Annotated in this window: 9 protein-coding genes; 5 read left to right on the top strand and 4 right to left on the bottom strand. The window is 41.4% G+C overall.

Annotated features, from left to right (window positions below):
* Positions 1–56 precede the first annotated feature (56 nt).
* Entirely contained in the window at positions 57–911 is an 855-nt protein-coding gene (locus FLL46_RS01590; protein ID WP_142891666.1) for a hypothetical protein, read from the top strand.
* A gap of 749 nt (positions 912–1660) precedes the next feature.
* The gene (locus FLL46_RS01595) at positions 1661–4582 is read left to right on the top strand and encodes a M9 family metallopeptidase (RefSeq protein ID WP_142891667.1); all 2922 of its coding nucleotides are present in this window, start codon (positions 1661–1663) and stop codon (positions 4580–4582) included.
* Positions 4583–4719: 137 nt separating this feature from the next.
* Here the strand turns inward: FLL46_RS01595 and FLL46_RS01600 are convergent, their stop codons facing one another.
* A complete protein-coding gene (locus FLL46_RS01600; protein ID WP_142891668.1) occupies positions 4720–5163 on the bottom strand; it encodes a MarR family winged helix-turn-helix transcriptional regulator in 444 nt (147 codons plus the stop codon).
* A 136-nt stretch (positions 5164–5299) separates the two neighbouring features.
* On the opposite strand from FLL46_RS01600, the gene FLL46_RS01605 reads away from it, so the two are divergent.
* Positions 5300–6724, top strand: coding sequence for a pyridoxal phosphate-dependent decarboxylase family protein (locus tag FLL46_RS01605; protein ID WP_142891669.1), 1425 nt, complete (start codon positions 5300–5302; stop codon positions 6722–6724).
* A gap of 22 nt (positions 6725–6746) precedes the next feature.
* Here the strand turns inward: FLL46_RS01605 and FLL46_RS01610 are convergent, their stop codons facing one another.
* The 3 genes from FLL46_RS01610 to nfuA form a co-directional block, all read right to left on the bottom strand.
* Positions 6747–7598, bottom strand: coding sequence for a YitT family protein (locus tag FLL46_RS01610; RefSeq protein WP_142891670.1), 852 nt, complete (start codon positions 7596–7598; stop codon positions 6747–6749).
* 219 nt (positions 7599–7817) lie between these two features.
* Entirely contained in the window at positions 7818–8927 is a 1110-nt protein-coding gene (locus FLL46_RS01615; protein ID WP_142891671.1) for a mechanosensitive ion channel domain-containing protein, read from the bottom strand.
* Positions 8928–9501: 574 nt separating this feature from the next.
* Positions 9502–10077, bottom strand: coding sequence for a Fe-S biogenesis protein NfuA (gene nfuA / locus FLL46_RS01620; RefSeq protein WP_142891672.1), 576 nt, complete (start codon positions 10075–10077; stop codon positions 9502–9504).
* Between the two features lie 302 nt (positions 10078–10379).
* Between nfuA and FLL46_RS01625 the strand changes: the two genes are divergently transcribed.
* Both FLL46_RS01625 and FLL46_RS01630 read left to right on the top strand, forming a co-directional pair.
* Positions 10380–13103, top strand: a complete 2724-nt coding sequence (locus FLL46_RS01625; protein ID WP_142891673.1) for a M14 family metallopeptidase — start codon at positions 10380–10382, stop codon at positions 13101–13103.
* Positions 13100–13672, top strand: coding sequence for a GNAT family N-acetyltransferase (locus FLL46_RS01630; protein WP_142891674.1), 573 nt, complete (start codon positions 13100–13102; stop codon positions 13670–13672). The genes FLL46_RS01625 and FLL46_RS01630 overlap by 4 nt, the downstream gene beginning before the upstream one ends.
* The last annotated feature ends 193 nt before the right edge of the window (positions 13673–13865 follow it).

Consider the following 13865-nt stretch of genomic DNA (forward strand, 5'->3'; position numbering starts at 1 on the left):
GATTTTGTTTAGTTTTCAAATTACTTTATTCGCTTTTTAAATTAAGGAGCAATTCAATGAACAAAATGACAAAAAAAAATCGAAATATTTTAACTGTATCTAACCTCATATTTGCTTTGGTTTTCTGTGTTAACTTTTCTGTAAAAGCTGAAACCCATACCGACGAAATCTATGGATGGAAGCACAAACTTCAAAAGCAGATCAAAGAGCTAAAACGACAAAACGAAATGCAACAACAATCAATAGATGAGTTAAAAGCATTACTTGGATGTGTCGTAAAAATCGATAATGATTTCATAATTGAAGGCTGCAATTTGCACGTAAGAAATGCTTTAGGACAAACCGATTCAACCGATGAAACAGGAAACGTCATTATCGGTTACAACGAAGATATTTCAATCGGTGATGGTTCGCAAAGAACCGGATCGCACAATTTAATTATGGGGGTAGATCATCGATATACCAGCTATGGAACTATCGTCCATGGCACCGGGCATTCAACCTCTGTTCAAAATGCTGCGGCTATCGGCGGTGCTCATAACAGACCCCATAACTTTGGCGCGGTGATTATTGGTGGTTCAGAAAATTTTGTAAGTGCCTCACAGTCAGTTGTTATCGGTGGAAGTTTCAATGATGCCGGTGGCGCAAGTTCGGTTGTGGTTGGCGGACAAAGTAACTCGACTTTTTCATTTGGTTCATTGGTTGCCGGTGGTAATGGCAATGAAGCTGATGGTGGTGACTCTGCTGTATTTGGCGGTCAGGGCAATCAAGCGATGGCTGGCTGGTCTGTGGTTGTCGGTGGGCAAGGAAATGCTGCCTGGGGCGAGCATAGCACTGTTACCGGAGGGCGTAATCGATCAGTCAATGGTCCTTATGATTGGCGCGCAGGAACTTTGTTTGAGACTGAATAAATTTTTAGCGCTGTTTGTAAAATATTTTTTGCGTTAGTTTTAGTCGATTCGTTTTTATGTGCGGTTAAAATTATAGGAGATTCCTCGGCTTAGCTCGAGATGACAGTTCCCTCTATTGTCATCTCGACCAGCGCGGAGAGCTCTCCTACAGACATTGACTCATTCAATAACCCATCAAATATTTATTTGAGAGAGCGATTCCAAATAGATCAGTCTTTGTGTTGATTAATATCCAAGCCTTTAGGAGATCTCTCGACTGCGCTTGAGATGACATTGGGTGGGACAATAACGAGAACTGCCAAAACTCATTAAAACTACTTTTCAAAACTATACGACATTTTATCAGCTTAAGAATTTGCTTTATTTTTCCCAGGTAACAATAAGTTTTTGCAGATCGTTTTGCCGAATTATTCTTGTTTGCTATTTTCAGCCTGGATCAGAAACACCTCCGTAAGACATATCTCTATCACCTGACCTACATAAGTTTTATGCCGTATTAATATTATTAATACAGGTTAATTAAATTATTTCTTTTGCCTTGTTGTGCCGATATTTTTGCATTTGCAATATGGTAATATTGCACACAATATAAATATTTATTGCGCACAAAGAAAAGTGTGTGCTATTTCTAATATGAGCTTGATTAAGCTGTACAAGCGACACGGAAAAATCCAACGCTTTGCTGACTTCCTGGAAAAGGGGTGGAAGTTAAAGTAACGCTTAAAAAATATTTTAATAAGGTAATTAAAATGAATTTTAAAAAGAAAAGTCTACTAATCAGTGCTGTAGCACTGTGTTTTGGCGCAAGCGTTAATGCTGCGGACAAAGCGCCGTTAGAGAGACAAATTGACAAGCACAGATTACATCACACAAATACCTCAATAATTGCGCCGGTAGAACCAATGCCGACGGAACTTTTAAGACATTCTCATTCACATGCTGATTCAAATTTAAATCGAAACACTCTGAACGCGGCACGATTACAAAATGTTGAAGCCGCTGCGGCTGATTGTGACACCGCTGGTTATGGAACGAAAACCGGTCAAGAGTTAGTTGACCACATACTTAACTCTCCTGGTGAATGTATTAACGATTTGTACGACGCAAATGAAACCAGTTTTGCTGCGTTCCAGTCGGCGAATATGTTGACAGTCGCTAATGCTGCGTCGGATCTTGCCGAGGAATATTCGGCTCAAGCTGGCTCCCACTCACTTAACAACCTTTACTACTTTATACGAACGGGTTACTACCATGAATTTTATAGTTCTGACCATGTTGGACCTTACGGTAGTGATGTGAAGAGTGCGACTCGTCAGGCACTCGACAACTTGATCAATAACAAAGATTTTTACGCGAGCTCTGATCAACATGGCAAAAACATCCAGGACGCGATTATTTTAGTAGACAGCGCAGAAGAAAATGCCCGTTATCTACCAATGGTCAAAGAGTGGTTAACGCGCTGGGACGAGAGTTATGCAGAGTCATGGTATATGCGCCGAGCGGTCAACGGAATTTTCACGGTACTTTTTCGCGGTCACTATTTATCAGAGTTTGTGAGCGCAACAGGCAACGATGTTGAACTCATTAAAAAATTGGGCGAGTTTTCCAGACAAGATTGGATGCTCGATTCTTCGTCACTTTATTTACAGGAAAATTCCGCTGCTGAGCTGGCACGATTTCTTCAATATACCAGCGCAGCTATTTATCCAACGGTGAAACAAGAAGTTCAGAAAACACTGGATCAATATCGTATTGGCGGACCAGGTCAATCGGTCTGGTTGCGAGTTGCGGAGCAAGTCGACTATTTAGGCCAATGTGCGGAATTTGACATCTGCGGTTTTAAACAGGAGCTTGAAGCACAGGTTTTGCCGTTAACCCATACCTGCAGTGATAGCTTGAAAATGCGTGCAGAAGAAATTACCGAGGCACAATTTGATGAGTCGTGTGAGAAGCTGGCGGTACAAGAAGTTTTGTTCCACAAAGTTCTCGGCACGAATAACAACCCTGTTGCAGATGATCATAATACTAATCTGGAAATGGTTATCTTTAACAACAGTGCGAGCTATCAAGCTCACGCTGGATTGTTCTATGGTATTAGCACTAACAATGGTGGTATGTATTTGGAAGGTAACCCATCGAATCCTGATAATCAGGCGCGATTTATTGCTTATGAAGCCGAATGGTTACTACCAGATTTTCATATCTGGAATTTAACTCATGAGTATGTTCACTATCTGGATGGACGTTTTAACTTAAAAGGCGATTTTGGTGCAGCTAAAACAAACACGCATAAAACTGTTTGGTGGATTGAAGGACTCGCTGAATATATTTCCAGGAAAAATCTGAATGATGAGGCGATTGCTCTTGCTCGTACTCAACAATTTTCTTTAAGCGAAATTCTTTCGAACAACTATAACAGCGGCCAGGATCGTGTATATCGTTGGGGATACTTGGCCGTACGATTTATGTTTGAAAAACACCATGATGACGTCAATACAATTCTAACGCATTTTCGTGCGGGTGATTACGACGCTTATTTAGATTTCATTAATAATGGAATTGGTAGTAATTATGACAGTGAGTGGAATGAATGGTTAGCGGTAGTTGAAAGCAACACTGACGACATCACACCTGATCCCACGCCTGAACCGGATCCAAATAAGCGAGAGCTCAAAAACGGAGAAACAGTGAGTGGACTTAAGACACCTAAAAAAGCCAATAAAGGTTTAAGGTTCTATATTGATCTTCCTAAAAATGCCACTGATTTACGCATCGAAATTACAGGAGGAACCGGTGATGCTGACCTCTATGTTAGGGCAAAAGGAAAGCCCAAAAAGAACAAGTATGATTGCCGACCTTTTGAAGATGGCAACAATGAAGTTTGTGAGTTTGCGAAACCCAGAAAAGGCAGATGGTGGATTGAAATTAAATCTTACGAGCGTTTTGAAGGAGTATCATTAACCGCCAGTTATACAGAGCCGGCTAGCCCTCCCGGTGTCGACTTAACAGAATTAATCAAAGGCGAAACTGTAGCAGGTTTGAAGGCGGCATCAAGTAAAGAGTTGAACTTCTATATCGATGTACCAGCAAATTCAACGGACTTAAGTTTTAATCTCTTTGGTGGTCGTGGAGATGGTGACCTGCTCATTAAACGCGGTAGTAAGCCGACGAAAAAAGATAACGATTGCTTTTCTGACGCCAGAGGAAATGAAGAAACTTGTGAGTTCTCTGAGCCTCAACCGGGCCGATGGTATGTGGTAGTTAAAGCCTATTCGAAGATTAAGAAAGTTTCCCTGGTGGCAGATTATACTGCTTCGGATAATGGTTCGGAATTTGATGCCTGCGCAACATCAGATCCGGTGACGACAGGAAATGTTGAAGAAGGAACACCGGTTTGCGTTGCCGCAAATACCGGAATTTCTTATTTCTATACTTATGTTAATGCGGGAACGAATAACCTGATTGTTGAATTAAGCGGTGGCACTGGAAACGGTGATCTTTACGGCTCTGTTGAAGCTTGGGCTGATTCGGATAATGCTCAATTTTCCTCTACCGAACCAGGAAATTCCGAATATATGGTCATGTCTAATCCGCCGGAAGGCTGGGTCTATTTTTCGGTGTTAGCTAATCCCGAACATGGAGATACGAGCTTGCGAGTGACTCAAGAATAAAAGTGATGTTGTTCGGTAAATAAAAGCGGGACCTTGGGTCTCGTTTTTATTTGTGCTGGATAGCAGTTCTTATCCCGCACTCAGATTAAATAGCACTCAACTATTTTGTGAAATAAATTTTTCAAAAAATAATTTGATTAACACTGTGATTGCCATTGATCGACAGCGTGATTTAGTTTCTTTAAAAAATCAATCAACATTTCTCTATGTTCAGGTTGAAAGTTCGCCAGGATGGCTTTTTCCGACTCAAAAATATTTGTCCAGGATTGTTGATAAATAGCCTCACCTTTTTCAGTTAAATGACACAGATAAACACGCTTGTCATTGGGAGCTCTTTCTCGAACGGCAAGTTCTTTTTTAACCAGCTGATCAAACACTCGCGTAATCGTACTAATCGATAAGTGCATTTTTCCGGCGAGCTCGCTAACGGTTAAGGGGCCGTTTGTATGAAGTGTCTCCAGAATATAACATTGGCTAACGGAGATACCTGAGCAGACAATTTGTTCGCGATCACGAAACTGGTATTTCTTTACCAACTCTACGATTTCCTGATGAAATTCTTCAACTTGATTTTTATTCATTTGGTTTTTACTTTCAGTGTTTTTTTATGAAATGAAAAATCTATTCAGTTAGATTAGTGTAAATACTTGCAAGATACAAATAGTTTACCTATTATATTTGTAAGATACAAATAAGAAAGGTCTAGGTGGTGAAATTATGCCGTTTATTCAAGACGCAGATATTGTTGTTCGTGAGTTAGATCAATTTTTCTCACAGTCTATTTCAGGAAGCGAACCCGTTATTAATCAAGAGCGTCTGGAAGTGATTATTAACGAACTCGACCTAGCTACTTATGTGCGCTCCGGTGGGTTAACTGATAGAAAATTGGCCGCTTTCCTAAAGAAATATCTTTCTTATTCAACCCGGCTTCATCATTCTCATTATTTCGGCCATCAATGTGCGGCACCGCATTATTCCGGCGCACTAGCGTCGTTAGTTGACGGGTTTATCAACAATCCTATGGCTGTCTATGAAATGGGGCCGGCCGCGGCGAGTGTTGAATATTTTGTAGTTAACTGGATGTTGGAAAAGGTCGGTTGGCAACCGTCGTCAACAAACCCCTACGCAGAAAATAACCGAGAAAATTCCACAGGTGCCGGTGTACTTGTTAACGGTGGATCCTTGGCGAATTTATTGGCGTTACTCGTGGCGCGGAGAAAAATCCAACCAGATGTTTGGCAATCGGGAAGTAATAGTGATTTGGCGGTGATGGTTTCTTCGGAGAGTCACTATAGTATCGAAAAGTCCGCCGGCATAATGGGAATAGGCAAAAACTCCGTTTATCAACTGGCTGTTGATGAACGAGGTGCCATATTACCTGATCAATTAGAAAATACGCTCAATCAGTTAGTGGTCGATGGTAAAAAGCCGATGATATTAGTTGCCAATGCCTGTAGCACAGCATTGGGAATTTACGATTCATTGGAACCAATCGCGGAGTTTTGTCAGACTCATAACATTTGGTTTCACGTTGATGCGGCCCACGGAGCAGGGGCGCTGCTGTCTGAAAAACATCGGGATAAATTACGTGGGGTCGTACAAGCAGATTCCATTATCTGGGATGCACATAAAATGCTACAAACACCGTCTTTATGTGCTGCGCTTTTAGTTAAGGAAAGAGCGTTTCTTGACACGGCCATGCACCATGATGCCAGTTATTTATTTCATGATAAGGAGCAGCCTGGATTTGACTTTATGCCTAGAACGATAGAATGCACTAAGTCTGCACTGGGAACCAAATTCTTTTTTGTGTTGGCTGCTCTCGGCGAATCAGGCCTTAGTCATTATGTTGATCAACAATGTGAGCTGGCGCAACAAGCCTATCAATATATTGAGGAACAACCTGATCTTAATTGTCCGGTTTGCCCGGAAAGTAATATTCTTTGCTTCAGGCCAGAGGTTGATGATGCGACAGTGCTATCTATTCGTGATTCGCTGTTAAAAGAGCGAAGTTTTCATCTGACTTCAACGGTTTTTAATGGCAAACGCTACTTACGAATGGTTTTTATGAGTCCAAACTCTAGTTTAGATGATGTTCGTCGATTGGTTGAAAGGGTTCGTGTTTTGTTAACTGTTGAATAGTTATTCTTAGCTCAAACTCAGGTTAGTTAACTCGCCGACTTGAACCCGACATCTCTGAAGCTTCCATCACCAGCATCAGGGCTTTTGGATCAATGCCCAAAACAATATTGCGTAAAGTTGGAATTCTTCTCGCACCGACAACCACAAAGAGAATATTTTTGCTTTGTTCGCCTGTTAAATTTTGACCTGACAGTATTGTGCCATCTCGGCCTAATTGTTCGGTAATGTCGAGACCGATTCGATCCGCTTTTTCTGAGACAATATGGACAATTTTTTCCGGGACTGCGCCGGTTAAAATTTTATCGATCACTTGAGTTGTCGCATAAATACTAAGCATGCTCCAAAGCACACGTTCCATGTCCGCGAAAATAAAACCAATTGCGATGATGATTAATGCGTCGAGTATAAGGACGACTTGCGCAGGTTTAATATGAGAATAACTGGAGACAATTTTGGCAATAATTGTTGTTCCGCCGGCAGATGCGTGTCCTTTTAATACCAGGCCAACCCCGGCACCAATGCATGTTCCTCCATAGAGTGTTGAAAGCAACAGGCTATTAATTGTAGGAAAGTCGACTTGTGAAACAAGAAGGTCAACCGATAGAGCTGTGACCAACATTGAATAAATCGTTCTTATCGCGAACTTTAAATCAATAAATCGAATACCAATCGCGAGGAGCGGAATGTTGATCAGCAACATAGCCACACCTGTCGAAATGTCTGTCAGAAAATGCACCAACATTGCCATGCCGGGGGTTCCGCCCGTTGCAATTTCCGCGGGTAAAAGAAAAAACGCTACGCCGCAAGCCAGAATGGCTGACCCAAGTGTAATGAATACTATGTTCTTAAACTCCGAACGCTTAAATTCCGACATGTTGCAGGCTTGGTAAGGTTGTTTAAAAAGAACTTAATCAGAAGATTCTGTTTAAGCTTAGCCTATTGGCTGATAACTGTTTGGAAATTTGTAGCCTTGAGAATAACGATTATTGGGCAAGGCAAGTTGACTGGGATCAAACAAAATGGCAAAAAGAAACAGTTAGAATTGTTAACTCCAAACAATTCTCAAGAAGTAAATATCTTAGTTATTCTGGCTTCACTCAGAAGTGAGCCTGTTGTTTGAGTTATCTAATTCGGGAGGCTGGTCACCGAGTATTTGATGAGTGACTGGCGTATTTAACCCAATGTTTTCTTGATGGCTCAGCTCGAAGGCAATGGTTTGCATAGTGTTTCTTGAGTCGAGCAAGCGGTAAGGGTTTTTGATATAAAATAGCAATCGCCAGGTGACGGCGTGATCACCATTTTCAATGACGACAATTTTAGGTTTAGCGTCAATGTTTATTCCTGCTTCCTTTGCTGCAGCTTGTTCCCAGACTTTTTCCAGAAAAGTTTGCACTTTTTCCGAGGGCTGGTCATAACCAATTTTAAAGTCTAGAAACTCTCTAAATCCATTTTTTCCACAATTCGATATTGTCTCAACCGTTGAATTTCTGAGTTTCGAATTAGGGATCGTAACTTCATGTTTTTGTACCAAATCGCGAATGATGGTTTGTGATAAGGTTATTTGTAAAACGACACCAATGGTATCTAGCTCTTTAACTCGAATCACTGAGCCTGCTTCAACCGAATGATTGTAATGCATGATTAATCCGCTAATCATGTCACCAAGAAAATACTCTTTAGAAGCAAATAAAATTAACAGGATGCCGCCGATAACAGATGTCGCCTGCAACCATTCGTTGAGCTCCCAAATATTGATAATGACTAAAATGGCAAATGAGCTAACTAAGACTAATCCGATTAAGCCGATAATTTCGCTGGCGTAAGATTCGCCATGATAGGTCACACCATCAATTTCTTTCGCTTTCCCAAAGCGGTAAACCACCCAACCTTGCACATAGTGTTGGATAATGTAGGCAACTAAAACAGTAAGACCTGTTTGAGAAATCTGCTGTAGATGTGATATCGGCTGATCAAAAATAATTTCGACCCCGGCTGCGAACATGTAAATACTGAATAGTGCCAGGTTAATAGCGCGCAAGCCCAGCATTCGATTGTTGGTTGTTGAAAAATAAGTCGCCTTTGGAGAAATTTTTATGATGAACTTGGCGAATAAAAAAATGAGCAGGTTGAGACTAATGACCAGGTAGTCGAGCAATTGAAAGGGTAATTTTCCCAATAATTCTTGAAACCACTCATATGACATTTTGACAGTTCCTTGTTTTTTATTTTAAGTGCTAATTTTTAACAATGAATGATTAGCGTAATCTTCAGATAATCAGTGATTCTAATACTATAAAACGAATTTTGAAATTTTGCGATTTTCGCACAGAAAATCTGCCTGCCTGATTATCTCGTCGAGGAAAGCTTAGGCTTAAGGTAGAGCGCGGGTTTAACTAATCCATGTCAAAAAGAAATTTTCTCATTCGCCATACCCAAATGCCGATGTAACCGGGTATTGCATAGATGATAAAAAAGAATAGTGTCACTGAAAGACCATAAAACAGCCATTGGTTTTCTTGTGGTGATGTTAATATCAAGATGAACATGCAAAGCAGCGAACCGACTGTACCGATTGCAACTTTTTTTAGCTGGGCTTTGGGCGTCAAAGCCATTTGTTTCAACTTTTGTTTAAGAGGTTCCATGAGTTAAGAACAGAAGCGATCAGCACTGGTCACCTGCTCAAGAAAATATCCAGTTATTACACAAGTAAAACACTGAATGTCAGTCAGGTGACAGTTCATTATAATTGACGAAGATAAAGCCCGGTCTTGATAAACTTAGTAATAAGGATTTTCACCCAGCTGATGTTCAGTGACGTCTTTTACACCTTTAACTTCAGGGACTTTTTCCACTAAGGTTTTTTCGATACCGTCTTTCAAAGTTACGTCTGCCATACCACAACCCTGACATCCACCACCAAATTGCAATACAGCGGTACCTTCTTCGGTAAATTCGGCTAATGCTACCTGTCCACCATGACTGGCGAGTTGAGGGTTTATTTCAGCTTCAATTATGTAGCGAATTCGGTCTATGGCCGGCGCGTCATCAGCAACTTTGCGTGCTTTGGCATTTGGTGCTCTAAGGGTTAACTGGCCGCCCATATCATCGGTTTGGAAGTCAATTTCGGCTTCTTCAAGGTATGGAACGCTTTCTTCGTCAACATAAGCATCGAAAAGTCCAAACTCAAGTTTGATATCATCTTTTTCGACGGCGTCATTCGGGCAATAAGACACGCCGCATTCAGCGTGAGGGGTCCCAGGATTAACAACGAAAACGCGAATTCCAGTGCCTTCCTCTTGCGAAGAAAGTAATTTGGAGAAATGTTCCTGGGCAGTATCTGTAATATTAATCATTCTAACAAGCTAAATAGAACTAAAGTGATCCTATTTTATCAGATAGCTGGGAAGAATATCCCATGTATTTTATAGGGATATAATAAAAAACTGATTAATTGATTGTAAATAGCTATGAAAAGTGGATTTTAACTTCGCCAAATGATCTGCGTATATCGATTGGTGAACAGGCAGCGAAAATTAATTTTTATTTTATCGTAACAATATCTGTATATTCGTTGATCTGAAACGTCAATTTACCTATTCTCGGTTGTTGTCAGCGTGTTCATAAACATTGAACTTAAATTGCTCAAGTAAATCAAATGAACGACTCTGCGCTTCGAATGGATGAGTTTAATTACGACTATAAAGTGAATAAAACAAGAATGATTAAAAAAATAACGATAGTAACAGGTTTATTAGTAGGTTTTTGGTCTAGCTTATCGAGTATGGCGGTTGAGCTTGAGTATTACCTTCCTGACGCGAAACAATATAACTCGGAAATTCCTACACCTGAGAGCGTATTAGGCTACCAGGTTGGGGAGTGGCATGTGCGTCCTGAGCAAATTGATCGCTATTTCCACCAACTGGCAGACCAGTCTTCAAGAGTCAAAATTGAAACGATTGGCTACACCCACGAAAAGAGGCCGCTGATTCTTGCCTATATTTCTTCTCCCGAAAATATTGCGCGGCTGGAAGATATTCGACAAGCTCATTTGGCAAGACTGTCAAATAAATCAGGAAATAAAAAAACGCCGTCTGAAAATGTGCCAGTCGTTACCTGGATGGGTTATAGCGTGCATGGCAATGAGGCTAGTGGCAGTAATGCTTCGTTGTTGCTGGCTTATCACCTGGCTGCAGCCAATGATCAACAAACGCTGGATCAGCTGAAAAATCAGGTCATTATCATTGACCCGATGCTCAATCCTGACGGATTGGCGCGGTTTGCCCATTGGGTCAATATGTATAAAAGTCAGATCCCCAATGCCGATCCAAAAACCATGGAGCACAATGAAGTCTGGCCTCGGGGGAGAACCAACCACTATTGGTTTGATTTAAACCGTGATTGGCTGCTGCTGCAACATCCTGAATCTCGCGCAAGAGTCAGCAAGTTTCACCAGTGGCGACCCCATATCCTGACGGATTTCCATGAAATGGGAACCAATAGCTCATACTTTTTCCAGCCAGGTGTTCATTCTCGTCAAAATCCATTAACGCCGGAAGAAAACTTTAAGATGACCGCGACCATTGCGGAGTATCATGCCAAGGCTCTAGATGGAATCGGCAGCCTTTATTACACCAAAGAAAATTTTGACGATTTTTATTATGGCAAGGGTTCCACTTATCCAGATGTTCACGGTTCTGTCGGCATTTTGTTTGAGCAGGCCAGTGCTAGAGGTCATGCACAAGATTCAGTTTACGGTACGGTAGGGTTTCCCTTTGCCGTTAAAAATCACCTGACTACATCATTTTCGACACTTGAGGCGGCTCAGCAAAATAGAGATAAGTTGAAGTCGATGAGTGCGAACTTTGTTGCTGAATCAGCGAAAATGGCTAAGGCTGATCGCCAACGTGCCGTGGTATTTGAGTCTGCTGATCGTTATCGATTGAATGAGCTAAAGCGAATATTGAACGGTCACAAGATTCTCCACTATCCTCTGGCTAAAGATTTAAAGATTGATGGCCAGGTTTTTCACAAGAATTCGGCCACAATTATTCCGTTGCAGCAGGCACAATATCGGCTAATTAAGTCGATTTTTGAGTCGAGAAAGACCTTTGAAGATAAAGTCTTTTATGATGTTTCTGCATGGAATATGGGCGCGGCATTTGATTTGAATTATTCATTTGTGAGCCGGTCAGATTTTGCTCGCTCGTTGCTGGGAAAAAACAATTCTGATGCAACTAAGCGACAAATAAAGCTAACTTCTGCAGAAGATAAACGAGTTCTCGGTCTTGCCTTTGATTGGAATAACTTTAATGTAGTCAACCTGTTAGGTGAGTTACAGAGGCTTGGACTGGTGGTTCAGGGGGTAACCAAACCCACGCAGATCAAAACCACTCAAGGTGATCGCTCTTTATCTCTTGGGAGCGTTGTTTTGATGTTAAATAACCAAAAGCTTACTCGTCGTCAAATATTGGCGCATTTGGCACCTAAACTGAAGCAATTGGATATTCAACCCATCGAAATAATGAGTGGTTTAGCCATATCTGGTGTGGATATGGGCAGTCCGAGTGTGCCAGTTTTAAAAACGATAAATCCGCTGTTAATTGTTGGCGAAGGGGTCTCCAGTTATGATGCGGGTGAAGTTTGGCATTTACTTGATCAAAGAATTTCACAGCCAGTCACTATGATGACTCAAACCCAGTTTAAAAAGCTACCTCACATTAATTACAGCCACCTGATTTTGGTATCTGGCCAATATCAGTTTGATGATGACACTGTCGCAAAAATTGAAAGTTGGGTTAACCAGGGAGGCATAATCGTTGCGCACAGCAGTGGCGCCAAATGGTTGCTTTCGCAGGGGTGGACTTCAAGTGAAATTAAGCAATTCGACAAACCCGTTGATACAACCGCTGCATACCAGGATAAAAGCCAGGTAGATGCTGAACATGTTATTGGTGGGGCCATAACTCACGCAAAGATTGACTCAGGACATCCACTCGCTTTCGGTTTGGACAATCAAGATTTAGCAATTTTTAAACGCGGCCGAAGAGTGTTTACAGAGCCACGAGAGGCATTCGTCAGTGTCGCGCGCTTTACTGATAAACCCCATGCTGCCGGGTACCTATCTGAAGCTAATAGCAACCATATTGCCGGTGGCACGAGTGTGTTAATTCAAGGTAAAGGAAGCGGTCGATTAATTGCGTTTTCTGACAATCCGTTATTCCGTGGATTTTGGCTTGGAACCAGCCGTGTATTTCTGAACGCTCTTTATTATGGCCAAGCTATTAGCGCGCCAGGAAAATCGAAGGAAAAAGATGAAAATAATCAAAAGCCTGGCACTGGCAAAGCCGAAAAGAAGCAGTCAGAGAAAAAGAAAAGATGAAGTATGAAGTCGATCAGGTTTTGCCGATTCCAACGCTTTCTGGAGAAAACATTTGCTTAAGACCTTGCCGGCATGATGATTTAGAGGCCATAAAAGCTTATCGGCAAGACCCTGAAAATTGCCGCTTTATCCGCCCCCCTGAGTCAGACCAGCGGATCAAAGAAATTGTTAACCATCAATCCAGTCACTGGCAGCTCTCGGTTGGCTACTGGAATGTATTAATGATTTGTCAGGCAGACAAGGTTGCAGGCCATGTTGCTTTTAGAATTGAAAATTGGGAGAACTGGCGCGGAGAACTTGGTTATCGTTTGAACCAGAAGTTTTCAGGTCAGGGATTATGTACTGCGGCAGTAAGGATAGTAGTTAACTATTTGTTCAGTGAATTCAATTTACATAAATTAATTGCCTGTTGTGATCCGAGAAATGTCGCTTCTTACAGAGTCATGGAAAAACTCGGCATGAAGCGAGAGGGTCATTTTACTCAGCATTTTTTGAATGATGGTGAATGGACGGACCAGTACCAATATGGATTGTTGCATAGTGAATGGGAGAGCAAAAACCGATTATGATCGGCGTAAAAGCAATCATTGTTGGTTAAGGGATTGTTATTCGTGGCTTAAACTTAATATTAATTCAAATAAGTTTTGCTAGTTGCTTGATTTTCAAGGCGTAACAATTTTATATTGTGTTACTACTGCGGGTTGAACGCGCGAGAGAAAAATAACAGACCCTAATGAAGATGCTAAGCTTTTAGCTTGAATA

Source organism: Aliikangiella coralliicola (genome assembly GCF_007004725.1).
Lineage (GTDB): Bacteria > Pseudomonadota > Gammaproteobacteria > Enterobacterales > Kangiellaceae > Aliikangiella > Aliikangiella coralliicola.